General features: G+C 63.5%; 25 protein-coding genes, 2 tRNA genes and 1 other RNA gene. 18 read left to right on the forward strand and 10 right to left on the reverse strand.

Annotated elements, in window-relative coordinates; genetic code table 11:
• Positions 1-69 precede the first annotated feature (69 nt).
• Positions 70-1,206, reverse strand: a complete 1,137-nt coding sequence (locus tag SM755_RS13100; RefSeq protein WP_323173043.1) for a thiolase family protein — start codon at positions 1,204-1,206, stop codon at positions 70-72.
• Between the two features lie 151 nt (positions 1,207-1,357).
• Between SM755_RS13100 and SM755_RS13105 the strand changes: the two genes are divergently transcribed.
• Positions 1,358-2,119: a DUF5806 family protein gene (locus tag SM755_RS13105; RefSeq protein WP_323173044.1), complete on the forward strand. Its 762-nt coding sequence runs from the start codon at positions 1,358-1,360 to the stop codon at positions 2,117-2,119.
• 323 nt (positions 2,120-2,442) lie between these two features.
• Complete coding sequence (locus SM755_RS13110; RefSeq protein WP_323173231.1) at positions 2,443-3,294, forward strand: hypothetical protein; 852 nt, start codon at positions 2,443-2,445, stop codon at positions 3,292-3,294.
• 257 nt (positions 3,295-3,551) lie between these two features.
• On the opposite strand, the gene SM755_RS13115 is transcribed toward SM755_RS13110, so the two are convergent.
• Both SM755_RS13115 and SM755_RS13120 read right to left on the reverse strand, forming a co-directional pair.
• Positions 3,552-4,619 carry a hypothetical protein gene (locus SM755_RS13115; protein WP_323173045.1) on the reverse strand — a complete coding sequence of 356 codons (1,068 nt, stop codon included), beginning with the start codon at positions 4,617-4,619 and terminating at the stop codon, positions 3,552-3,554.
• Positions 4,620-4,769: 150 nt separating this feature from the next.
• Entirely contained in the window at positions 4,770-5,474 is a 705-nt protein-coding gene (locus SM755_RS13120; protein ID WP_323173046.1) for a lipoate--protein ligase family protein, read from the reverse strand.
• Positions 5,475-5,547: 73 nt separating this feature from the next.
• Here SM755_RS13120 and SM755_RS13125 point away from each other — a divergent pair, with 73 nt between their 5' ends.
• Both SM755_RS13125 and SM755_RS13130 read left to right on the forward strand, forming a co-directional pair.
• Entirely contained in the window at positions 5,548-6,561 is a 1,014-nt protein-coding gene (locus SM755_RS13125; protein WP_323173047.1) for a hypothetical protein, read from the forward strand.
• 116 nt (positions 6,562-6,677) lie between these two features.
• Positions 6,678-7,175 carry a PaaI family thioesterase gene (locus SM755_RS13130; protein WP_323173048.1) on the forward strand — a complete coding sequence of 166 codons (498 nt, stop codon included), beginning with the start codon at positions 6,678-6,680 and terminating at the stop codon, positions 7,173-7,175.
• Positions 7,176-7,273: 98 nt separating this feature from the next.
• Here SM755_RS13130 and SM755_RS13135 read toward each other — a convergent pair whose 3' ends face one another.
• Positions 7,274-7,435, reverse strand: a complete 162-nt coding sequence (locus tag SM755_RS13135; RefSeq protein ID WP_323173049.1) for a hypothetical protein — start codon at positions 7,433-7,435, stop codon at positions 7,274-7,276.
• Between the two features lie 81 nt (positions 7,436-7,516).
• A complete protein-coding gene (locus tag SM755_RS13140) occupies positions 7,517-8,101 on the reverse strand; it encodes an isochorismatase family cysteine hydrolase (RefSeq protein ID WP_323173050.1) in 585 nt (194 codons plus the stop codon).
• A gap of 148 nt (positions 8,102-8,249) precedes the next feature.
• Between SM755_RS13140 and SM755_RS13145 the strand changes: the two genes are divergently transcribed.
• The 3 genes from SM755_RS13145 to SM755_RS13155 are packed head-to-tail and all read left to right on the forward strand — an operon-like array spanning position 8,250 to position 11,601.
• Positions 8,250-10,088, forward strand: a complete 1,839-nt coding sequence (locus SM755_RS13145) for an Hvo_1808 family surface protein (protein ID WP_323173051.1) — start codon at positions 8,250-8,252, stop codon at positions 10,086-10,088.
• A gap of 47 nt (positions 10,089-10,135) precedes the next feature.
• Entirely contained in the window at positions 10,136-11,296 is a 1,161-nt protein-coding gene (locus SM755_RS13150) for a nicotinate phosphoribosyltransferase (protein WP_323173052.1), read from the forward strand.
• Positions 11,297-11,325: 29 nt separating this feature from the next.
• Positions 11,326-11,601, forward strand: a complete 276-nt coding sequence (locus SM755_RS13155) for a hypothetical protein (protein ID WP_323173053.1) — start codon at positions 11,326-11,328, stop codon at positions 11,599-11,601.
• Here SM755_RS13155 and SM755_RS13160 read toward each other — a convergent pair.
• Together SM755_RS13160 and SM755_RS13165 are read right to left on the reverse strand one after the other, a co-directional pair.
• The gene (locus tag SM755_RS13160) at positions 11,578-11,724 is read right to left on the reverse strand and encodes a hypothetical protein (RefSeq protein WP_323173054.1); all 147 of its coding nucleotides are present in this window, start codon (positions 11,722-11,724) and stop codon (positions 11,578-11,580) included. The two genes, SM755_RS13155 and SM755_RS13160, sit on opposite strands and share 24 nt — an antisense overlap.
• Positions 11,725-11,857: 133 nt before the next feature.
• Positions 11,858-12,457, reverse strand: coding sequence for a TIGR00296 family protein (locus tag SM755_RS13165; RefSeq protein ID WP_323173055.1), 600 nt, complete (start codon positions 12,455-12,457; stop codon positions 11,858-11,860).
• Positions 12,458-12,608: 151 nt separating this feature from the next.
• On the opposite strand from SM755_RS13165, the gene rnpB reads away from it, so the two are divergent.
• An RNA gene (gene rnpB / locus SM755_RS13170) (RNase P RNA component) lies at positions 12,609-13,141 on the forward strand.
• 159 nt (positions 13,142-13,300) lie between these two features.
• Here rnpB and SM755_RS13175 read toward each other — a convergent pair.
• Both SM755_RS13175 and SM755_RS13180 read right to left on the reverse strand, forming a co-directional pair.
• Positions 13,301-13,615 carry a HalOD1 output domain-containing protein gene (locus tag SM755_RS13175; RefSeq protein ID WP_323173056.1) on the reverse strand — a complete coding sequence of 105 codons (315 nt, stop codon included), beginning with the start codon at positions 13,613-13,615 and terminating at the stop codon, positions 13,301-13,303.
• Between the two features lie 448 nt (positions 13,616-14,063).
• Positions 14,064-14,136, reverse strand: a tRNA-Arg gene (locus SM755_RS13180).
• Positions 14,137-14,477: 341 nt separating this feature from the next.
• Here SM755_RS13180 and SM755_RS13185 point away from each other — a divergent pair.
• The 3 genes from SM755_RS13185 (at position 14,478) to SM755_RS13195 (ending at position 17,490) form a co-directional block, all read left to right on the forward strand.
• The gene (locus SM755_RS13185) at positions 14,478-15,962 is read left to right on the forward strand and encodes a single-stranded DNA binding protein (protein ID WP_323173057.1); all 1,485 of its coding nucleotides are present in this window, start codon (positions 14,478-14,480) and stop codon (positions 15,960-15,962) included.
• 63 nt (positions 15,963-16,025) lie between these two features.
• Complete coding sequence (locus SM755_RS13190) at positions 16,026-16,457, forward strand: histone (protein ID WP_006110538.1); 432 nt, start codon at positions 16,026-16,028, stop codon at positions 16,455-16,457.
• A 7-nt stretch (positions 16,458-16,464) separates the two neighbouring features.
• Positions 16,465-17,490 (forward strand): histone deacetylase, encoded by a 1,026-nt coding sequence (locus SM755_RS13195; protein WP_323173058.1) that lies wholly within the window; start codon positions 16,465-16,467, stop codon positions 17,488-17,490.
• 44 nt (positions 17,491-17,534) lie between these two features.
• On the opposite strand, the gene cca is transcribed toward SM755_RS13195, so the two are convergent.
• Positions 17,535-19,022, reverse strand: a complete 1,488-nt coding sequence (cca, locus tag SM755_RS13200; RefSeq protein ID WP_323173059.1) for a CCA tRNA nucleotidyltransferase — start codon at positions 19,020-19,022, stop codon at positions 17,535-17,537.
• A 96-nt stretch (positions 19,023-19,118) separates the two neighbouring features.
• Here cca and SM755_RS13205 point away from each other — a divergent pair.
• The 7 genes from SM755_RS13205 to SM755_RS13235 all read left to right on the forward strand — a co-directional run bounded on the left by SM755_RS13205 (position 19,119) and on the right by SM755_RS13235 (position 23,865).
• A tRNA-Asn gene (locus SM755_RS13205) sits at positions 19,119-19,191 on the forward strand.
• A 214-nt stretch (positions 19,192-19,405) separates the two neighbouring features.
• Positions 19,406-20,314, forward strand: a complete 909-nt coding sequence (locus SM755_RS13210; RefSeq protein WP_323173060.1) for a twin-arginine translocation signal domain-containing protein — start codon at positions 19,406-19,408, stop codon at positions 20,312-20,314.
• A 7-nt stretch (positions 20,315-20,321) separates the two neighbouring features.
• Entirely contained in the window at positions 20,322-20,813 is a 492-nt protein-coding gene (locus tag SM755_RS13215; protein ID WP_323173061.1) for a hypothetical protein, read from the forward strand.
• 192 nt (positions 20,814-21,005) lie between these two features.
• The gene (locus SM755_RS13220) at positions 21,006-21,596 is read left to right on the forward strand and encodes a MogA/MoaB family molybdenum cofactor biosynthesis protein (RefSeq protein ID WP_323173062.1); all 591 of its coding nucleotides are present in this window, start codon (positions 21,006-21,008) and stop codon (positions 21,594-21,596) included.
• A gap of 118 nt (positions 21,597-21,714) precedes the next feature.
• Positions 21,715-22,644, forward strand: coding sequence for a replication factor A (locus SM755_RS13225; RefSeq protein WP_323173063.1), 930 nt, complete (start codon positions 21,715-21,717; stop codon positions 22,642-22,644).
• Positions 22,645-22,646: 2 nt separating this feature from the next.
• Entirely contained in the window at positions 22,647-23,273 is a 627-nt protein-coding gene (locus SM755_RS13230) for a DNA-binding protein (protein WP_323173064.1), read from the forward strand.
• A 142-nt stretch (positions 23,274-23,415) separates the two neighbouring features.
• Positions 23,416-23,865, forward strand: coding sequence for a CopG family transcriptional regulator (locus SM755_RS13235; protein WP_323173065.1), 450 nt, complete (start codon positions 23,416-23,418; stop codon positions 23,863-23,865).
• The last annotated feature ends 41 nt before the right edge of the window (positions 23,866-23,906 follow it).

A 23,906-nucleotide genomic window follows, 5' to 3' on the forward strand; every position in this document is an offset into this window, starting at 1 on the left:
TGTAAGTCGTTTCCGGCGCAACCGCAGGACGGGCGCGGTTGCGCCAGAAAATCGTTACAGTAGACCGTATCAGTTCACGTCGAACTCGATCGCTGCACCCTGGCCGAAGCCGACACACAGCGTCGCCAGTCCGAGGCCGCCGCCGCGCTTCTGGAGTTCGTTGATCAGCGTCACCGGCAGGCGCGCACCGGAGGCACCGAGCGGGTGGCCGATGGCGATTGCGCCGCCGTTGACGTTGAAAATCTCGGGGTCGATGCCGAGTTCGTCGCGGGAGTAGACCGACTGGCTGGCGAAGGCCTCGTTGAGTTCGACGAGGTCGTACTCGTCGATGTCGCGGCCGTTGCGTTCGAGCAGGCCCCGCGTTGCGGGGACCGGACCGATGCCCATGACGGTCGGATCGACGCCGGCGACGTTGTTCATACCGATTTCGGCCATGATCTCGAGGTCGTGGTCCTCGGCGAATTCCTCGCTCGTGACCAGCAGGGCGGACGCACCGTCGGAGATCTGGGAGGCGTTGCCGGGCGTGACGGAGCCCTCGGACTTGAAGACGGTCGGCAGTTCGGCGAGTTTCTCGGCGGTCGTGCCGGGGCGCAGGCCCTCGTCTTCCTCGACGGTGCCGTCTTCGGTTTCGATCGGGACGATTTCGTCGTCGAAGCGGCCTTCCTCGGTAGCTTCGACGGCGCGCTGTTGGCTGCGGGCGGCGTACTCGTCCTGCTCCTCGCGGCTGACGCCGTACTCCTCGGCGACCTTCTCGGCGGTCATCCCCATCTGGAGTTCGCCCATGTTGTACAGTTCGGCCATCTTCGGGTGGACGTTCGGGGTGTTTTCGCCCATCGGGACGCGGCTCATGCTCTCGACGCCGCCGGCGATGACGGCGTCGCGGTTGCCGGCGGCGACGGCGTCCGAGGCGGAGATGACGGCCTGCATCGAGGAGGCACACCAGCGGTTGATCGTCGTCGCCGGGACGCTCTCGCCGAGTTCAGAAAGCAGGGCGATGACGCGAGCCAGGTTGTTGCCCTGCTCGCCGCGCTGCTGGGCGCAACCCCACATCAGGTCGTCGACATCTTCGCCGGAGAGGCCGGTTTCGGCCAGGATCTCGTCGATGAGCGGGACCGAGAGGTCTTCGCTGCGAAGATCGGCGTACACGCCGTCCTCTTTGCCCTGTGGTGTCCGCACGGCCTTGACTACGACTGGCGTCTGTGGCATAGTGTACCGAAGATCCTTAACGGACTTAAATCCGGTCGAACTCCGAAGGATGCGGACGGAGTTTATCCGGACAGCATCGACCGACTGCCGTCGCGCGGCGGCGTCGCCGTCGAGAACAACCCTTATCTCGCCCGTCTCGGAATACACGGCTATGGACGAGGACGGACCGAACGAGCGACGAGAACTCGATCAATCGACCGCGGCTGATGAGTCCGCCACCGCCGCCGTGACAGCCGACGACGCAGTCGGGTCCGCGTCCCGCTCCGAAACGGAAACGGAATCGGAATCCGCCGGAACCGACTCAAACTCCGCCGGAACCGACCCCGCTGAAACCGACCCCGCCGAACCCGACTCGACTCGTGACGACGCGGCGGCCAGTTCCATGCCGGGCGTTCCGGATACCGAACCCGAGGGGTCGGATGTCCCGGAAGACGTTCAGAAATACGCCCGCTTCAAGAAAATGGACGGCGCACAGTACGACCGCGTCAACGAGTTCCTGCGCGACCGGACCTACATCACCGCTCGCGAGTGGGCCATCGCCCGCCTCTGTGCCGACTTCCGGACCGAAACCGGCGTCGAGATGACCAAGATCGGCGAGAACCTGCCCGAACTCGTGCCGTTCATGACCGACACCTACACGCCCCAGGCGGTCAACCAGGCCCGCTCGTCTTTCGAGGACAAGGTCCGCACCGCCGGTGCTACCTTCCTCTACGGCGCGATGTGTGACTTTTTCACCGCCGAAGAACTCGACGACGTGATGTACGAATCCACGGAAGTCGCGAAATTCCTGCTCGAAGTCGAGGGCGTCGACCTCTCTGTCGAGGACGAACTCGAGGCCGAAGAGCGCATCTCGAGCGTGATGCGGGAGGTTCGAGCGGCGAGTGAGGAACTGCGGGCGGAAGACGACTCGTAAACCACCGCCAAACGGCGAAAGCGATCGAGTTCACTCGGCGGACTGGCGGTGCGCCCGGAACGAGCCGGGCTGTCGTGACTGTTGTGGCAACAGGAACTATCCGGACCAGATGGTAATCACCGTGGAATACTGTTTTTGCTATCGGAACAGTCAGGTAGCAAATTCGATACTATCCACCGGCGTCTGAGAGTGGGACGTGCATGGCTGAATATCCCGCTGGCGGTGATGGGCACGCGCCAGCACGGCATTCCGAGGCGGAATCGACCGATCGTTCTTCGACCGGATCAACTGACGCTGGCGTCACGCGTCGTCGAACACTACGCATGGGCGGCGCGCTCGGTGCGGGGAGTCTCCTCGGCGTTCTCGGCGTTGGCACCGACCGCGCGGCAGCGGCGTGTGACCGGCCGGACGAAGTGATTCATCTCGACTACGACGACTACGATAGCTGGGACGACATTTACCGGCTGTCGAACGGTGACAGCGAGACGCTCGACCTCGTCACCGATCCGGTCTATTCCGAGAACACTGCGTTGCAACTGCAGGTCCGTGAGGGCAATCACTGGGGCGCAAGCACGCACTACGATTTCGAGGATGGATTGTTCGAACTCACCGGCCGCGTTCGATTCGGGCTCGACACCGGGTGGGGAATGGCCGGCCGCTACCCGGCGAACTGCCGGCTCTGGAACTGTGCGATGGCACTCGGCGAGGGCAGCGCCGGCGGCGGTATGCCCACCGGTTCCAACGGCTGGAGTAACCGGATGTACATCACCAATCGGGATTCCGATCCCGAGGGCCCGTTTTACCTCCTCTCGCACACGTACCACCTCGATCAGAACCAGGACCACGACTTCATCATGGACGGCGAGGAGTACGCCTCCGGGCAACCAGAAATCGTCCCCGGCAACTGGTACGAGTTCAAGTATTACGTCTGCGTGAACACGATTACGAACGGCGTGGCGAATCCGGACGGCATCGTCCGCTACTGGCTCGATGACGAACTCGTCTACGAGCGAACGAACTTCCGGTTCACGGAGGACCACGACAACAACATCATCGACTCGAACGGGCCGGCCGGTCACTACGGCGGCAGATACGAGGCGCCGGAGAACCTCTATGCGTACTACGACGACCACTCGATGGCACTGAACGGTCGACTCGAGTTCGATCCCTGTTGAGACGACTGCTGTCAGTCAGTGCCGGCGCACACGCAGTACGGCGCGGGTGCGCCGAGAAATCGGTATACAGACCGCCTGACCCGGATTCGCGGGCGGTGTCCGCTGAGCCGGTTACTCGCGAGTCGCACGGTCGACGTGGGGACGATGTTTCCAGTTACAGTTGCAGTTGCAGTTGCAGTTGCAGTTATCGCGAGCGAGAGAGTGAGAGAGTGAAAGAGTGAGAGAGTGAGAGAAAGGGCGGTTCTGATCGGGTCACGTCATTCGGCCGTATTCGGTTGCATTTCGGCGGGGGTCACCGACGAAACGTGCTCGCTCGAGACGGCGTCACCGATGGGGGCGCGGATCTGTGCGTCGTCGATGGCCTCTTCCAGGGTGTAGACGGTCGTTGTTGGAATATTGCCGAACGAACCGATCGGCTGTGTGTGCGTCTCGATCGTCACGTCGGTGAACGCGATATGGAAGTCGAGTGCAATGTGTTCGACGGACCACTCGCGGCGAATCTGTTCCATGACTTCGGAGAAGGTCGATTCATGGGGGCGTGTTTCGAGTGTCCCCGCGAACGAAATGTCCGCTTCGAATTGGGTCGGTAAACTGTTCGGTTCGATTCCGTCGTGCGGGCCGGGATTCTGAGTGCCGCGGTTGGCCTCCAGTTGCGGGGCGGATGTCTTCCAGAGGTGAGCCCAGGCCGGGTCCGCAACGGAGTCGGAATGCTGTTCGTTATCACGCAATTCGGTCGGTCCGTTCGTCGTCTCCCCGTTCTGTTTGTACACGACACACTGCAACTGAAGGTTTCGTGCGGGGCCGTTCCCTCGGTTCTGGAGCGTTACGTGGAGCGTATTTTGCTCGGCACCGACCGCTTCGAGGTCGATAATCGGCCGGTGGTTGGCCTTCAGAAAGGCCGTCTGTTGTTCCATCAACTCCGCCTGCGTCTGCTGGATCGTCGCCATGAGTTCCTGTATCTGGTATGTCCGCCAGAACAGGACTACGAGTATGACGACGAAGACGATCGTGAGGATATCGGCAACGTCGATGAGAAAAAACCCGTCGGGGAGTGTTTGTGCGGGCCTCATTCTCGCTTCGAGTGCACCCGTCTCCTCGAGGCGTTCCATCGCCTGATTCGTCTCGATCGCCTCATCCCCCTGGTCCGTCTCAGTGTCGTGCTTCGGATCATGATCCTCCGGATGCGATTCGGTGCTGTCCGGTCGCCGTGCGTGTCCGTACGGTCGTTGGCAACGCTCCCCGTTCGCTGCCGCCGAAAGCGCGAGCATCGACCGGTGTATCCGCTCTCGCCTGCGAGCCGGATTCGAATCGATCGCTGGCCGCATCTTTTTCCCATCGAATTGTAAATGTAGCGGCCAATTGTCCGGGAAGACACGTTTTCAGATTCTGGGCGTCTGATCGAGACCCGTCCGGCGATACCCGTCCCTCGCTTTCGGTTTCAGAACTCGTTTACCGTCGCCCCCCGCTTCGATCGCCTACGTCACGGAACGAACCGTCACGTCCGCCGCGTCTTCCCCGCCGATGAGCGCATCCTCGAACCGCGCTCGGATGACGCCGGAATCGATCTGGCCGTCTGCGGCCGCGATCGTCCCGACCGAGTCGGGATCGAACGCCACGCCGAGTTCGTCGTAGACCGCGGCGAGGACGGCTGCGAGTTCACCGCGATTGTCCACAAGGACGATGCCGGCGGTGACCGCCGCGTCCTGCCGGACCCGTTGGGCGAGCCCGACGAGCTTTTGCAGTGAGCCGTCTGCCGTCCGCATCGAAACTGAGTGCGAGCCGGGACAGAACGCGTTCGGCGGTTCACCGCGGACGGATTCGCAGTTCAGTTCCGAAAGCGCGCGCTCGACGGCCGCGGTGAGCCGTTCGTAGCGCTCGTCGGTCCCCTGCCGGAAGTCCGCAACGGGGTCGGCGCGAGCGAACGCCAGCGTCGCCTCGCCGTCGTAGGCGACCGCCCGGCCCCCGACGTCCCGCTCGACCGATGGAAAGCCGCGTTCGTCCGCGAGTTCGCGAGCGCGGTCGTATCCCTCCAGCCGGCGATCCCGGCGGCCGAAGGCGACCTGCCGGTGGGGCGTCCAGACGCGAACGGCAGGCTCGCCGTCGGCCGCGATCTCGAGCAGGCGTGTGGTCACCCGCCGATCCGCGTCGATCGTCTCGGCACGACCGCGGAGCACTCGCATACACGGCTCGTTCGTGTCGACGCACCTAAACAGTCCCGCTGCACAGACGAACGTGACCAGGTGAACTCGGCCGATGGCCGCCACAACTTCCGTTACACTCCCCGAGTCGGTACTCGCCCAGTACGCCCGCTTCTCGCTCTATAACTCGCCGTATCCCGCACACGACGCCGGCTGTGCGATCGACCTTTACCCCGAGCCACCCCGCGACGGCCGGACGACCATCGCGCCGAGCCCCGTCTCCGGGACCGTCCGCGAGACGCGAACCGTCCGCGCGCCGCAGCAACCCTACGCCGTCGAGCACGACCACCTCGTTCTGATCGACTGCGACGGCCCCGCCGACTGCGCCGGCCTGACCGCTCGGCTCCTCCACGTCGACCCGACGGTCGCGGCCGGCGACCGCGTCGACCGCGGCGACTCGCTCGGCGAACTCGTCCGTGCCGGGTTCTTCGCCCCGTGGGTCGACAACCACCTCCACGTCGGCTTTCGCGACCCCGAACAGAACCTCTATCGCGCATCCGGGTCGCTGCCGCTCGAACTCGGCGTCGATCCGAAACCGCTCGACTGGGACGGCACGGGGACGGTCGTCGCAACCGGCGACACCTACGCTATCCTCGATGCCCCGGCACACCCGAATCCGGGTTCGGGTGCCGAGTTCGTCGGCGTCCGCGCCGACACCGGTGGGCCGACCAGCGTGAGCCGGTCCTCGTCGGAGCGCCACTCCGGCCGCGGCGTTCTCGACGGTGGCCTGCCGCACTACGACGGCGGCGGACTCCTCGCGAGTTCAGGATCAGTATCAAGATCTGGACCAGGATCAGGATCGGGTGCAGAGACAGGTGCAAGTGCAGGTGCCGGTTCGGCCGCCGCTGAACTCGTCTCGCTAAACGGGGACCGACTCGGCGTCCGCTCTGCTGACGATGGACGCTCAATCACGTGGGACGACGTGGCCGTCACGGCGAACGGGGAGTCGATAACGGGGCTGTCGCTGTTCTGTGCGCGCGATTCGGACTTCGGTGTGAAACTCATCTGCCCGGACCGATCGTTCGAGACTGGCGACGCAGTGCAGGTTCGCGTTCGACCGGAACGATAAGCGACGCGATCGCTCGTTTCCCGCGGAAGCGGTTCGCCGCCGAGCGATCGAAATATTCGCCACGAGAGAAACACCAAAGCGCAGTCATCAAGACAGTTGGTGACAGAGCACAGGGCATGACCGACGACACCGCAGGCGCGACGGGCGACTACGACGCTATCGCACAGTTCCTCCAGCAGTACATTGACGACCACCAGGACTTCCTCTCGTGGATCGGCACAACCGTCGACAGCGTCGGTCCGGGCTCGATGACCATCTCAATTCCCTACGACCAAAAACTGACGAACGTCCGCCCGGCACCCGCGACCGATTCCGACCAGCGCCCGGACATCCACGGCGGCATCGCTGCCACGCTCATCGATACCGCCGGCGGTCTCGCGCTCCGAACTGAACTCGAACAGCCCGTCGACGCCTCGATCGCGACGATCAATCTCAACGTGAACTACCTGCGGCCGGCGACCGGCGATCTGACGGCGACGGCAAACGTGGTTCGCGTCGGCGGGACGGTCGGCGTCAGCGAAGTGACCGTCGAGAGTACAACGCCGGATGGCGAAACCAGAGAGGTTGCGACGGGCCAGGGCTCCTATCGCGTGTTCCGTCAGGGATCGGACTGAGTGTGCCGATTTCGCTCATCGACTGTTTCTCGTGAGTGTCTCCTGACTCGACCGTAGAGATAACAGCCGAGTGTGGCTCGTTGTGGCTCCTGGTTACGTTAGGCTATCATCCACAGCCGAAGCCCCAGATAGCACATAATGAGCCCGAACGTGCCGGCGTAGAGGAGTTCACCGCTCGTCGCCGAGGCCACCAGCGCGACTGCGTTGAGGAGTATCCCGAGGGCGTACATCGACTGCAGGCGACGCGAGTTCAGTTCCATGCGGAGGGATTCGGACGCAGGGATAAAACGCTCGTTGCTCCGGCGCTGTCTCGCTGGATCAACGAGCGGATGCCCACTGCGTTAGGCCGCGTCGAACGCTACGTCGTCCCGGCTCAGTACCTCGCCGAACAGCCAGTCGGCGTGTTCGAGGGCGTACTCGTGGTGGTCGTCTTCGATCGCGCCAATGCAGTCTTCGATCATGAGCGGGCGGAAGTCGCGCAGGCCGGCGCTGCCGCCGGTATGGAGCACGCAGACGTTCGCGAGCGTGCCGCAGATGACCAGATCGTCGATGCCGCGGGCGTTTAGCCAGCCCTCGAGTTCGGTGTTGTAGAAGGCGTCGTAGGTGTGTTTTTCGACGACGTGGTCGTCGGGACCGACGGTGAGACCGTCCACGATTTCGGCCTCCCAGGAGTCTTCGAGGACGTGCTCGCCCCACTGGGCGAACTCGTCGTAGTAGTGGGCGTCCTCGAACTGTTCGGGCGGGTGCACGTCCCGGGTGTAGACGACCCGCGCGCCGGCGTCGCGAGCGCGGGCGACGAGTTCGGCGATGGGGTCGATGACGGCTTCGCTACCGGGAGCGTACAGCGTGCCGTCGGGATGACAGAACCCGTTTTGCATGTCGACGACGACGACCGCCGTGCGCGTCGGATCGAGGTCGAGGGTCATGGGTGTCCCTACGAACGCGCTCGCAAAAACGTTCGCGGCGGTTGTCCGTGATCGACGCCGGCTGAGTGTGGTCTTCCGATGAAACGGGTCGGCCACCGACCGTCGTCCTTTTGCCGGTTGCTTTCGTACGACTGACTATCCTATCCCGATGAACTCGACGCGCACACGGCTTCTGGGCGGTCTGGCTGTTTTCGCACTTCTCGTCCTCGTGGTCGCCGGTGCCGGTGGCTTCCTGCCGTTCGCCGTCGGCCCCCCGTCCGACTCGGATGAGAACGGGCAACCGAACTCCCCGGCGACGGACGACCGACCGGCCGATCCATCGACCAACGACACGATCGGCTACGTCGACGGCTACTGGTACGACGACGAACTCCCCGTCGACACCCGCGACAACCAGACGCTCGCCGAGGGTGAACTCGACGCCGTCATCTCGCGGTCGATGGCTCGCGTCGAGGTCATTCGAAACCTGACCTTCGAGGAGGACGTCTCGGTCGACGTCGTCTCCCGCGAGGAATACCAGGACGAACAGACCGAAAACGGCAGCGTCTTCACGAACGCCACCGGTGCCGTGCGACTGCAGCAGAACGTCAACTACGAGGCGCTGTTCATGGTGGATCGGAACACCGATGCTGCGGACGCCGCCGAATCGCTCTACGGCGGGTCCGTCAACGGCTACTACGACCCCGAAACCGAACAGATCGTCATCGTCTCCGAGAGTTCGGGAACGCCGACGCCCAACGAACCCGTGCTCGGTCACGAACTCGTCCACGCGCTGCAGGACCAGCAGTTCGGACTGAGCGGCTACGAGCGCGAGACCATCGATCAGGACAACGCCGTGAACGGACTCATCGAGGGCGACGCCTCCTGGGTCGACGCCGAGTACGAACGCCGCTGCGGCGAGGCGTGGGCCTGTCTCCAACCCGAACGCGGTACGCCCGGCCAATCCGATCTCAACTGGGGGCTCTACCTGACGATCTATCAGCCCTACGACGACGGCCCCGACTACGTCGAGTTCTTGCTGGAGCAAGCTACGGACGAGACGGCGTGGGATGCGGGCGAGTACGACTGGGAGGCCGTCAACGCGGCCTACGACGACCCACCGGCGAGTTCGGCGGAGACGATTCGACCGGGCGAGGAACGCGACCCCGCCTCCGTCGAGGTCGCGGACCGATCGTCCGAGGGGTGGCAGCAACTCGAAGTCGACGGCGCAGTCGCCAACGAGACCGTCGGCGAAGCCGGCATGGTTTCGATGTTCACCGCCGACGCGTTCGAGTGGGGCCGCCAGCCCGTGATCGAGCAGTCCGAGTTCCTCGAGTCAAGCATGGGCTATGACTTCGACCAGCCCGAGACCGACGGGTGGGCCGGCGACGAACTCGTGACGTACGTGACCGACGACGCCGCCGATGCCGCCGCCGGCGGTTCGAACGAGACGGTCGACGACGCGGTCACCGAAACGGGATACGTCTGGCGGACCGAGTGGACGACGACCGACGACGCCGAGGCGTTCGCCGGTGCCTACCTCGAACTGCTTGCCAACCACAATGCCGAACCGGTCGACGACCGCCAGAACACCTACGAGATCGAATCGGACTACCCGGGAGCGTACTATCTTGACGTGAGCGGCGAGACGGTGTCGATCGTGCGCGCGCCGTCGGTCGCTGAACTCGACGCCGTCGAGGACGGGGCCGCACCCGCTGGCGATGATACGATCACAGCTAGCGCCGGTGGTACCGGGGATGACGGCTCTACCGCTTCGGACGACTCGGAGGACGACCAGTCGCTCATCGGCGCGCTGATCCCGGATAGCGGAGTCGGTATCGGAGCTGTCGCTCTCGGGTCGGTTCTCATCCTCGCGACTGGCGGCTGGATCGTTCTGCGTCGAACCCACGCCGTCTCCGCTACCGTGTCCTCGCTCCTGCTTTCGCTTCCGTCCGGGCTCTCGCTTCCGATCGAGCCGTCGATTCAGCGTCCCGCCTCGCCGCCGTGAGCGCCGGAGACGGGTAGCTTTTTTGCTCCCCGGAGGAAATCGACGCTATGTCAAACCCGTTCGGAACCATTCCCCCTGCTGCGATTCTCGAGGGGACCGCGACGGACGCCTACTTCGAGCGTACCCACACGACTCTCGAGCACGCGGGCAAGAACCCGCACGTCGTCGCCGAAGTGACCGCAGACCAGTTCCCGACCGGCGAGTTCGACGTCTTTACCGGCATCAAAGATGTTGCGACGCTTTTCGAGGGTTGTGCCGTCGACGTCGACGCTCTTCTTGACGGGCAACTGTTCGACGGCGGTCCCGTTCTCCGCATCGAGGGTCCGTACCGTGAGTTCGCCGAACTCGAAACCTCGCTGCTCGGCTTTCTGTCGCAACCGAGCGGATTCGCGACGGCCGCACTCAAGGCGCGACTGGCCGCGCCGGAGTCGTCCGTCCTCTCGTTCGGCGCTCGCCACGTCCATCCCTCGATCGCATCGACGGTCGAACGCGCGGCGCTGCTCGCCGGGCTCGACGGGTTCTCACACGTCGCGGCGGGAGACATCCTCGATCGTGAGGCAAGCGGCACGATGCCCCACGCGCTCATGTTCTGCTTCGGCGAGGGCAACCAGGCGGCGGCCTGGGAGGCCTTCGACGAAGCCGTCCCCGAGGACGTGCCCCGAATCGCGCTGGTCGATACGTTCTGGGACGAAACGAGCGAGAGCCTGTTGGCCGCCGAGACGCTCGGCGAGGACTTAGACGGCGTGCGCATCGACACCACGAGTTCGCGTCGCGGCGACTTTCGCCACATCGTCCGCGAGGTGCGCTGGGAACTCGACGCCCGCGGCTACGAGGACGTCGACATCTTCTGTAGCGGCGGGATCGGCCCGAACTCGATCCGCGAACTGCGAGACGTTGCGGACGGCTTCGGCGTCGGGAGTCACATCACGGAGGCAGCGTCGCTGGACTTCAGTCTCGACATCGTCGAGATAGAGGGCGAACCGATCTCCAAGCGGGGCAAGCTCTCGGGCGTGAAAGAAGTCTACCGGACCGCCGACGGCGGTCATCACGTCGCCCTCGCCGACGGCGACGCGCCGGACGACGCCGACCCGCTGCTCGAACCGCTCGTCCGCGACGGTGAACTCGTTCGCGAGTTCGACCTCGACGAGGCGAGCGAGCGCTGTCTGGCGGACGCGGACGCGGTCGGATTCGAAGAATCGGAAGCGTAATCACGCGCTCTCGGAAATCGGTTAGTATAATGACGGAACAGTCTTCCCCGCCGCACATCGAAATCACGAACAAACTCTTCTTCAAACTCGCCATCATCGGTTTCGGTGCCGCCTTCTTTAACGGATTCGCCTTGCTTCTTGCCGGGCAGATCGGCCCGTTCGGGCCGCTCGCTTTTATTTTCCTCTTGCTCGTGAATACCCCCGTTCTCTGGCTCGTGTTACACGCGTTCTTCGCGGCGATCGACGAACTGCTCAAGGCGAACCGTCACTCTCCGGCACGATCATCCGCGGAGCACGGCGAGTAGCCCGCGAAGCGTCCTCGGCGGGACGGTTTCGATCGAACTCGACGCCGATTTCACAACTGAACTCGCAGCGGCCGCGCTTATCGTCTCGACGGCTTCGGTAAACTGAACTCTCGTCGGTGCCATTGCACGACGGACTGCCGTGGCCGTTCGAGACCGTCGATATGATCGTCGGTACAGCAGTGGCAATCTCCGCACGAGAAGCGTTCGCGACGCGTCGCTGTTCGGATGCGAGTTCTTCCACGAAGACGACGCCTGCTCAGAGTTCTTCGATGCTGCCGTCGGCCTCGCGCTCGCGGAAGACCTGGCCCTCGAAGAGGGTGACGACCACGTCGTCGTCCTGCCAGGAGTTGGGGGCGAGCTTGGCCTTTCGACAGGTCCGGTCGAGATATTCGCGCGCGCTCCAGCCGTGTTCGACCGGCACCGTCGGGTAGAGCCAGCCGCCTTCGCCGCCGTCAATGGCGACTCCGTGCGTGCCGAGTTCGAGATCGGCGAGCGGATCGTCGGTGAGGATGACGTTTCTCACCACACAGACCGAGACAGTGAGATTCGGCAGCTCCGAGGGGCTAATCTCGGAGCCGCACGAATCTTCGCTGGCTGCTTCGATGGCCGCGTCGACGATGACGTGGCCGAGCTGTTCACCCGAACGGTAGCCACCGGCACAGCCACGCAGGCTTCCGCGGCCTCGCGTGGATTCGAGTCGAACGAACGCACCAGTTCGCTCGTAGAAGCTTTCTCGCATACTGCCCGGTTGTTCTCGTTGCCCGTGTTCGACGTAGGATTCGACGGATTCACGCGCGAGTTCAACTGCACGTGCACCGTCTTCGTAGGAGAGGTTGACGCCCTGTCCCTGGGACATACAGATGTACATGGGGATAGGCGTCCTAAAACGCTTCCATTCCGTTTCGAGAGTCAGACCAGGGCTGTGACCCGCGAGAACGGCGTCGTATCGGCGGGAATCGAGACGATGCCAACCGAGGGACTTATTCACCAGCGGGACCTACAATCGGTGGAGAGAGAGCCTGGCTGCCGCGGCGGGTGAGTCGGTAACGACGCACCCGTTGACTGCGGGCACCGATCGGTGACCCGCGATGAACGTGACTCCTCCTGCCAGGAGGGGTCACGCCCGCGAGGAAAGTCCCCCCACCTGTTCGGGCAGGTGACTGGACGCAAGTCCAGAGCGGGAGACCGCTGGCTCTGGAACAGAAACGACACGTCTCGGTCCGACCGATGATGCGTGCGACCCCGACCGCGAGGAAGGGCAGTTGACCCGCAGAGGGTGTGCAGTCTGGCCGTGGTTCGAACCCACGGGTCGCGACGGTTCGTGGTGTCCCATCGGGAGATCACACGGGCGGGCGGCTCGTGCCGTCAACCGCAAACGACGCGATCGGCTGCGCTCAGACGACCGAGGACCGATGGAACGGCGAATCCTCACCGGTGCAAGTCCGTGCCGTGGTAGCCCGAACAACGCGGCCACGCCGCAACGGCACGGATGCTCAGCCGAATGCCGGGACGAACAGAAGGGGGCTTACTCCTCTCACCGCTTTTCGCTGCACAGCACCGCCTGTCTTCAGCGATAGTCTACAGCAACCATCGCAACGACGATATCACTCCTCTCACGCGGCAGATCCCAGATTTGAAGCCCACGGTTCGCAGTTTCGCGTTTCGTGTTTCGTAGTTCTCGGTTCTGACAGTATCCGTCTCACTCCGCCTGCTGGGTCGCTTTCACTGTCAACTCCTGCCCGTGACGAGCAATGGTCACGGTAAACCCCTCGTATCCGAACGAAACCCGTGTCTCCGGATCGGCTACGTCGCTCTGTGAACCAAAGAGAGCATCGAGCGCGTCAGGGTCGATCACTTCGTAGAGCGGCACGAGTTCGGTCGGGTCACAGTCGGCAGCCGTCGAGACCGTCTCGACGGCGGCAAGCGATGCGGGCTGTGAGATCTCGAACTCGCGGTGAACGGTAGTCGACGATGCGGTACGTGCATTTTTCTGCTGTCCCAGTTCCGAGTCCATCCCACTTCTTGGAAGAAGGGCCACACCATCTTATAAAAGTCTGTCTAAACCGCGTCCAGTTTCCCTCCGTTTGCCAATTTCCATTGGAAATTTTCTAAACTAATAGCATATTTCTTCACTTCAATGGAAACCTGAACTCGGCGTCTCAGTTCGAAAACTGCCTCAACGGGATCGAGTGGACGATGAAAACCGGATATTTCGGATCACACAGAACCGTGCGTCCTGGCGTGGTGGATTCTCAGACGGTCTCTGTATCGATTTCCCGGCGTACCCGCAGGACGGGTCCGGATGCGTCAGCACTGACTGACAGCAGTCCATATCGGAGCCGTCCCGATCACTCGCGTCGTTCGTTCTCCGGATTCGAACGCGGCTACTGACCGCCGCGTACTGCTTCTGCGTATCGATTTCGCCACGTACTGCCCGCTACCGGTATTGCACTAAAGAGAAGCGTCCTGACGGAGATTTGAACTCCGGTCCCTGGCTCCGCAAGCCAAGAGGATAGTCCACTACCCTATCAGGACTCATCTCTTCGTAACCCGGTGACCATTAAAGCCCTTTCGAAAGTGACCGGAAAACGGGCCTGGTTCGGCCGATTATGCCTGATTTACTCACCCACGATTTAGGGTCGCTGGTGGCTTCGAGTTCACGTTATAGACTGCACTCAGTACCACCTGGGACGGCTGAGAGACCGGACCGCGAGTTCAAGTACGGAGGCGAGCCCAGAAACGGGTACAGATGGAGACCGTCACAGTTCGGGGGTATCGATATCGATTCCGGTTCACGACCGGGGAGTCAGGTTATCGAGCGCGCACACGACGAATGGACAACGCTTATGCGCGGGCTACTCATGCACGAGCATAGAATGAGCGACATCGAGGGCGTCTATGAAGACCTCGAGGCCGACATCTCTCTGGAGGAGTTTCGCGAGGCCGTCGAGGACAAAGTCGAGCAGATGGGGGGACTCGCGGACGAGGAGACGGCGGCGATGCTGATCGCTCACGAGGTCGGCGAGAGCGAGGTCGGGGGCATCGCCGATATCGAGCCTGGCATGGAAGAAGCGAAGTTCGTCGCCAAAGTGCTCTCGGTCGGCGAGCGCCGCACCTTCGAACGCGACGGCGAGGACGAGGACGGCCAGGTCGTCAACGTCGAAGTCGCCGACGAGACCGGTTCCGTCCGCGCGGCCTTCTGGGACGAGCACGCCGACGCCGCTATCGACGAACTCGAAGAAGGCCAGGTCCTGCGGATCAAGGGTCGCCCGAAGGACGGCTTCAGCGGCGTCGAAGTCAGCGTCGACGAGGTCGAACCGGATCCCGACACCGAAATCGACGTACAGATTTCGGATACCTACACCGTCGAGAACCTCTCGCTCGGTCTTTCGAACGTCAATCTCGTCGGACTCGTCCTCGACACCGACACCGTTCGCACGTTCGACCGCGACGACGGCTCCGAGGGGAAGGTCTCGAATCTCGTCCTCGGCGACTCGACCGGCCGCGTCCGCGTCACGCTCTGGGACGACCAGGCGGACCTCGCGACCGAACTCGAGGCCGACGAGACCGTCGAGGTTGTCGACGGCTACGTTCGCGAGCGCGACGGCTCGCTCGAACTCCACGTCGGCAACCGGGGGGCAGTCGAGACGGTCGACGCCGATATCGAGTACGTCCCGGAAAGCACGCCGATCGAGAACCTCGAGATCGGCCAGACGGTCGACCTCGCTGGCGTCGTTCGATCGACGGACCCGAAGCGGACGTTCGACCGCGACGACGGCTCCGAGGGCCAGGTCAAGAACGTCCGCGTCCAGGATGCCACCGGCGACATTCGCGTCGCACTCTGGGGTGAGAAGGCGGATCTCGATATCGGCCCCGGCGACGAGGTCGCACTCGGCGATGTCGAGATTCAAGACGGCTGGCAGGACGATCTCGAGGCCTCCGCCGGCTGGCAGTCGACGATCACGATCCTCGAATCGGAGTCCGACAGCGCCGGCGGTGCGAGCGCAGCCGGCGACGAGAGTTCGACGAGCGACGAAAACGCGGGACTCTCTGCGTTCGCGGGTGACGCGGCTGCCGACGACGCCGGGGCGACCGGTGATGAATCCGCAGCCGACTCCGCTGAAGAAGAGAACGGCCGCGCGACCGCGGACGAGGCCGGAGCCACCGACGCCGGCGAGCCGTCGGACGGCGATGAACTCGAGTTCACCGGCGTCGTGGTGCAGGCCGGCAGCCCGGTCGTGCTCGACGACGGCGAGACGACGATGAGCGTCGAGACCGAGGCCGATGTCGGCCTCGGCGAGGAGGTCACCGCGCGGGGCGTCGTTCGAGAGGGGCGACTCGATGCAAACGACGTGTTCTAGGCAGTCCTCGCCTCGCGATCGGCGAGGAAAAGCGTTAAGGGAGTTAGCTTCGCCTAGCATGATATGAACGTCGAACTCCCGTTCGCGCCGGTGGATACGATTATCCGGCGGAACGCGGGTGATCTTCGGGTGAGCGCCGACGCGTCGGCCGAACTCGCAGCCCGGATTCAGGACCGCGGGAGCGACCTCGCGATCGACGCTGCCGACCGCGCCACCGCGGACGGACGGAAGACGCTGATGGCGTCGGATTTCGAGGTCGAAACCGTCGTCGAAAAGGACGAACTCGAGTTGCCGGTCGCGCCGGTCGACCGGATCGCGAGACTGGAGATCGACGACCGCTACCGGGTCTCGATGGACGCTCGCGTCGCGCTGGCGGACATTCTCGAGGATTACGCGGATAACGTCGCAGGAGCATCGGCCATCCTCGCCCGCCACGCGGATCGGCGAACGATTATCGACGACGACATCGAGACGTACTTCTCGCTGTTCGAGTGAGTGTGAGATGCAATTTGGCTACAGCGAGGTCTGCCTCGCACACGATCCCGGTTCGCGCCACCCGGAGTCTTCGGACCGGCTACGGGCGATCAGAGAGCGACTGAAGAAAAAACACGGCGTCGCGTACGTCGAGGGCGATCCCTGTTCGCTCGACGAGATCGCGGCCGTTCACGACCGCGCGTACGTCGAATCGGTCGAGTCGTTCTGCGCCGACGGCGGCGGGAACTGGGACCCCGATACGACCGCCGTCGAGGATACCTGGGATGCAATTCGGTACAGCGCCGGCCAGGCCTGTTGGGCCGTGGACGCTGCGCTATCGGGCGAAACGGGTCGTCAAACGCCATTTTCGATCGGTCGGCCGCCGGGCCACCACGCCGTCGAGGACGACGCGATGGGCTTTTGCTTCGTGAACAACGTCGCCGTCGCCGCCCAGCACGCCCTCGATCACGACGACTACGACGTCGACCGAGTCGCGATCGTCGACTGGGACGTCCACCACGGCAACGGCACGCAGGACATCTTCTACGACCGCGACGACGTGTTCTTCGTCTCGATCCACGAACAGGGGCTGTATCCCGGTACCGGGGATATCGACGAAACCGGTACCGGCGACGCCACCGGGACGACGATGAACATCCCGATGCCCGCCGGAACGGACGACGCCGGCTACCTCGCGGCGGTCGACGGCCCGATCGCGGCCGCACTCGAGTCGTTCGATCCCGACCTCTTGCTCGTCAGCGCCGGGTTCGACGCCCACCGTCACGACCCCATCTCGCGCATCCGCCTCTCGACTGAAGCCTACGCCTTGCTGGCCGACCGCCTCCGAACGCTCGCCGACGACACCGACGCGTCCCTCGCGTTCGTCCTCGAAGGCGGCTACGGGTTGGACGTCCTCGCGGACAGCGTCTCGATCGTCCACGAGACGTTCGACGGCCGCGACCCGATCCAACCCGACGATGACGAACTCGACGAGCAGGTCGTCTCGGTGCTCGAAGACGTTCTCGCGGCCCACGACGTAGCTATCGACCTGTAAGTCGTCGCGTTTCGTCGCCGCCGCACCAGCAACCAGTCGCGTCCTCAGGGCTCCGGCTCGAAATACGCCCGCAGTTCGCGTCCGAACTCGCCGAGTAACACCGTCACCTCGTCACCGACCAGCACCTCGTACCCCGATTCGAGTTCAGTCTCGACGTGTGCGCCGAGTCCCACGTCGAACAGTCGCTCGCTCTCGAGGAACGCCCGCGCGCTCGTGAACTCGCGCTCGCGCTCGGTGACGTACCGGTCGCCGTCGATGAACGGTCCGTACGCAGTCGGATCGTCTGCGTAGGTCTCGTAGAATCCTTCGGCGTGGGCCCGCACGTGGACCGGCGGGCCGTCGTGGCGCTCGACCGCCGGCCGCTCCGCGACCTCGAGTTCGCCGAACACCACGGCGGTCTCATCCGCGAACGTCGTCGTCCGGAAGACGTCGAACCCACGGTCGTCGAGCCCCTGGGTGATGCCGTCGCGGGACTTCCGGAGCTGCGGGTAGAGCTGATCTGCGACCAGGTTCGGCGCGTCGAACCGAACGGCGATCGGCGTCGTTTGCCGCGCCGTCAGGTGCTCGCAGAGTTCGGTTTCGGTCAGCGGGTCGGGGTCGTCGGTCTCGAAGAACGCGAGGGCCGGCGCGTCGATGAACTCGCGGGCGTAGTGCTGGAGGCGGGCGACGTTCTCGGGGGAACAGACGGCGGCGACGTTTCGCTCGGGGTCCGTGGGATCGATGACGACGAGGGGGTCGGCGAACGTTTCCCGGCCGTGATCCTCGGGGTCGAGTTCGACCGGCGGCTGCCAGTCGGCGGCAGCCGCAAGGAGCGGTCGGAAGCCGCCGTACTCCCAGACGAGCAGTTCCGTCAGGTAGCCGCTGAAGCCGCGGGTTCGGAGGTCGCTGCCGTAGGCTCCGATCCCCTTCAGGAACTGTTTTGCGACGCGCACGTCGGCTGCAAGGGCGTCGTCGAGTCGCCGCTCCAGATACTGCGTGTGGAAGGGGGTCCGATCGACGGCCGAGCGGATTTCGGTCGCGGATTCGAGGCGAAAACACGGGACCACGTCGATATCGAACTCGTCGACGGTGCCCGTGACGTAGGGGTGCTCGGCATACTCCTCGTGACCCTCGGGGAGGGTGGCGTGACCGACGTCGAGGCCGTACTCCTCGAGCGTCTCCCGGTCGAGTTCGGGCGGAAAGCGGACGAAGATATCGATGTCGCGGTCGCCGCTGATCCAGGTGTCCCTGGCCGTCGAGCCGACCCGTATCACGTCGGCGTCGGGGCAGCGGTCGGTCGCCGCGTCGGCGGCGCGGGTGGCGAGGCGGTTCGCGACTTCTTGTAGCCGTTCGCGCTCCGCCTCGTCGGGGTCGATGCGATCTCGGACGGTGGCGACGACGCGACTGAACTCGTCCCGTTTGCTGGTTTCGTCGTGCCTGTCGGTTCCAGTGTCGCGTTCGTCGGAGGCTGCGTCTGAGCCTGAACCTGCGTCTGGATCTGAGTTGGGCCCCGAATCCATTTTGGATTCGTCGACTGCATCGTCGTCGCTCATTTGCGCGCAACTACTCGTGCGGTGCGTGAAAGGGTGTCGAACCGCCGGAAGCGAAAACGAAAGCCCTATCAAAAGAACCCGCCAATCACGAGTTGAGCCGAAGTAGCTCAGATGGTAGAGCACCTCGCTGTTAACGAGGTTGTCCCAGGTTCGAGTCCTGGCTTCGGCGTTCGAATTTTTCGAGCTACTTGGAACGCATAACGGGCTATTTGTGCCGTTTTCACCGTTACTCGCGAGTTTTGGCGGGATAGATTGCCGTGGCTCCGTGAGTTGACGTTCTTCTTCCGGTTACAATCCGTCTCGGATCTCTGTCCGCCCTCATGTCAAATAATTGGTCTGGTTATCGAAACATACTTATCATATTATGTGAATATCTAGGCGCAATGTCGAATGGAAATAGCGGTACGAGGCGTAACTTCCTGAAAACAGCGGCCGTCGGATCCGCCACGGTTCCACTGGTCGGTACAGCGATCGCCAGCGAGGGAGAGACGGAGCGAAAGCGGGACGTCTCCGGGTATTCCCTTTCGGCGAGCGGGTCGGGAGATACGACGGGTGATACTATCTCGAAGGAAGAACGAGAACGGATCCGAACTCTTATGACGGAGATCGGGGACGGAGATTCCACGCAGACTCTGCAACGCTCTCGGAAGACGTCCGACGAAGCGTCCTCGATGGAGTCGGAGACGGTCGATATCCTCCAGGAAGATCCGACGGATGCTCCCGGAAATCAGGTCTGGAGCGAATCGACGAGCGTCTCGGATACGACCGTCACGGGCGCGTCGCTGGTCGATGCGGACTACTACATGACCTGTTACAAACCGGCCATCTATGACGAGGATGGCAACCGCTATCTCATGTGGTACGCCTGGGGCGGGCTCCGACCGCAGGACCGCGCTGCCTGGACCGGCAACCTGGAAAACGCGCGAGTCGAGATCGAACTCACGTCGGATAACGGTGACATGGTCCGGTACAAACCCGGCGGTGACCGAGACCGACACGGCTACGAAATGGACATGTCGATGGAAGTCTCCGGGGAACCCGGCGGTGTCGGCGGTTCAGCCACGCTCTCGGGTTCGTTCACGATCGGGGGCGGGACCGTCCGTCCTCACCGGTCGAAGATGGATATGGGTGCGGACACGTTCTGTCCCGCGTTCGAAGGGCAGACCGAGGCCACGTGTGAACTGCTAGGCATGTGTGTGGGCAAGATGGACCCATCAGGTGGAACCGTAACGTGGGATTGGGAGGTTTCCGTCGATGGAGACAGATACAATAAGTGTCCCGTCGTGTGCTAAATTATCGATGAACACCACGGTCCCGAGACGGAAGATCCTGCAAGCCGCTCCGATAGCCTCAATCGCCGGATTGAGCGGCTGTCTTGGATCAACGATCGGGTCGACGAGCGACGATAGCGAACCGAGCTGTACGATGTTCGATCAGGACGGCGAGAAAAACCCCCCACTACGGAACACGAAGATAGTGCCATGGGACGGAGAGAACGCAACACTCCGGGTGACGCTTGTTGCCGAAGAGTTAGAAGAAACGGGTGCGAAGTGGATCAACGTGTACGAGCCGAAAATGGACGCATCGAATCCCGAGTATGCGATCCCGCTTAGCGTGGGCGAAACCGGACCGACGAACCCCAGTGAAGACGGCGCGGTCGTGTACAAAGAGCAGGCGATCGGTACCATGCCAGTCGGCGGCCGGTTCCGGGTCGAAGTCACGGACGGTGACGCTGTCCTCGCATGGCAAGCGTTCAGCTACGACTGCTCCGGTGAGTCGGAACAGGACTGACAGTTCGGGACAGACCTCCTAGCCGCTGCGAGGCGAGTTCCGATAGTAACTGAGGATATCTCTTCCCACTGTGCTTTCGAAGCGGATTCTACTGCTCGGATAGCTCGGTCCGGTCGCGCTACCGACACCGGTCTGGCTTGCCGTTCGGAAGACAGCAATTATCGCACTCCGGCGAGACAGATGGACACGACTATGCCACCCAGTGAACGCCACGATGATACCGCCGAGACGACAGCTCGCCGTCAGACCGACGACCACGGGCACGATACTATTGACCCGCTATATGCCGCGATCGTGACGGTCTCGAGTTCACGCGCCGAGGCGGCGGCCGATGACTCGAACGCTGCGCCGGACGATCCGGGCGGCGACACCATACAGGAGTGTTTCGAGAACGCGGGCCACGAGGTGCGAGAACGGCTGCTGGTCCGGGACGATTACGCCGCGATCCGAACGGCGGTTCGCGGGCTTGTCGCGCGCGACGATATCGACGTCGTGCTCACCACCGGCGGGACGGGCGTCACCGCGGACGACGTCTCGCCGGAGGCGACGGCATCGCTGTTCGAGCGCGAGTTGCCCGGCTTTGGCGAACTCTTCCGGTCGCTCTCGTGGGACGAGGTCGGCACGCGGGCGATGGCATCGCGCGCGACGGCGGGGATCGCGGTCGATACGCCGGTGTTTTGCTTGCCCGGGAGCCAAAGCGCCTGCCGGACCGCCTGCGAGGACTTGATCGTTCCCGAAGCGCCCCACCTCGCGGGACTTGCCACGCGACACCGCGTGGAGTGAGTACCCGCGAGACGAATCCGATCGCTGTTCACTTTCACTCCGGTGGCGGCACTTTAAATACTATCGGGCGCGAATGGACGTATGCCTCCCAGTGAAACCAAGGAGGAGGCGTGACACAATGAGCGACGTACGACAGCACGCGGACGACATCCACGACCAGTTTTCGGACCACCTCGACGTGAGCGTCGAGGACGTTGAGGAGCGCCTGGCCACGCTCGTCGACGAGTACAAAGTGCCGATGGACGAGGCGCGCCGGAGCGTCACCAACCACTACTTAGAGGAGGCCGGCCTCGAGCGCGATGACCTCTCGAGCGGTTCCAGCGAGGCGGTGAACGTCGAAGACGTCGAGGAACCCGAGGAGTGGGTCGACCTCACGGCGAAAGTCATCGAACTCTGGGACCCACGGAGCGACTCCGTCGCCCAGGTCGGCCTGCTCGGCGACCCGACGGGAACGATCAAGTTCACCAAGTGGGCCAAATCCGACCTGCCGGCACTCGAGGAGGGCGGCGTCTACTCCCTCCAGAACGTCGTCACCGACGAGTACCAGGGCCGGTACTCGGTCAAACTCAACAGTACGACGATCATCGAAGAACGCGACGAGGACATCGAGGTCGGCGACGACACGAGCGAGATCGAGGGCGCACTCGTCGACATGCAAAACGGGAGCGGCCTCATCAAGCGCTGCCCCGAGGACGACTGCACCCGAGTCCTTCAGAACGGCCGCTGTAACGAACACGGCGAGGTCGAAGGCGAGTTCGATCTCCGAATCAAAGCCGTCGTCGACGACGGCCTCGACGCCCACGAAGTCATCTTCGACAAGGACGCCACGGAGAACCTGACCGGGCTCTCCCTCGAAGAGGCCAAGGACATGGCGATGGACGCCCTCGATACGACCGTCGTCGCCGACGAAATCGCAGCCGATATCGTCGGCACCTACTACCGCATCGAGGGTCCAACCTTCGGCCGCTACGTCCTGGCCGACGACGTGACTGAACTCGACGGGCCGGCGGATGCGGAGGAACTGCTGATCAAAGCGAGGTCGATGTAACCATGAGCCAGGCAGAACTCACCCGCGAAGTCGCCCGTCGCGTCTTCGCATCGGAATTCAACGACTCGACGTACACGTTCAAAGAATCGGACGACGAGCGCGCGCCGAACTTCGCCCTGCTGCCGACGGGCGATCGCGCGAACCGCGTCTTCGTCGTCGGAACGCTCACCGAAACCGAGGACGTCGGCGAGGACAGCGAGTACTGGCGCGGCCGGGTCGTCGACCCGACCGGGACGTTCTTCGTCTACGCCGGCCAGTACCAGCCCGAAGCGGCTTCGACGCTGCGCGAGACCGAACCACCAGCTTACGTCTCGGTTGTCGGGAAACCGCGAACCTACCAGACTGACGACGGCACAGTCAACGTCTCTCTGCGACCCGAATCGATCGCCGTCGTCGACGCCGCCACCCGCGACCGCTGGGTCGTCGAGACCGCAGAACGAACGCTCGACCGCATCGAATCCGTCGAGGCGTGGGAAGCCGAACAGGAAGCGCCCGAAAGCGGCTCGACCGCACCGACGAACGAGTACGCCCAGATGGCTCGCGATCAGTACGACTCGCCGGTCGTCAACTACCGGAACGACGTGATTCAGGCCCTCGAACAACTCGAGGAAAACGAGGCGACTGCCTGACCACGGCCCTCGGTTTTCACTCTTTTCCTGCTTGCTTCCAGCCAGCCACAACATAACACCACACACCACAATACGGCACGGCACGTACTGTCGTCTGACGAACCGTTAAGTGGACCGCCCCGTGACGTACTGACGAACACGCATGGGCAACAAGAACAAGACGATCTCGTTTCGCGTCAACGAGGATGCGTTCGAATCCCTGCAGGATATCGCCGAAGAGCGCGATATCTCGCTGTCGGCCGTCTTCCGGGACTACGTCGACCAACTCGTCGACCACGACGGCCAGGTCACGGTCGTCCCCGAGCACGAACTCGCCGTCCGGTCGGCCAGCGAAAACGGCGACGCCGGCGACGAGGCCGATCTCTCGTTCCCGCCAACCGTCGAAGTACCGAAGCGATTCATCCGCGAGCACGAACGACTTGAACTCGAGGCCGAGCACTTGCGAGAGCAGTTAGACGAGTACAAAGCCTACGTCACCGATCTGCAGGACCGACTCGACGACGAGCAAGACGAGGTGCTCTTGCTCGATGATCTCGACGACTTCGAGACAGGGGAGCAGTCAGATGACACTAGCACATATCAGTTCCGGTGAGAACAGGGCGCTGACAGCGCTCGTCTCTGCCTCTTGAACTG

This window comes from Natrialba sp. PRR66, assembly GCF_034808065.1.
GTDB lineage: Archaea > Halobacteriota > Halobacteria > Halobacteriales > Natrialbaceae > Natrialba > Natrialba aegyptia.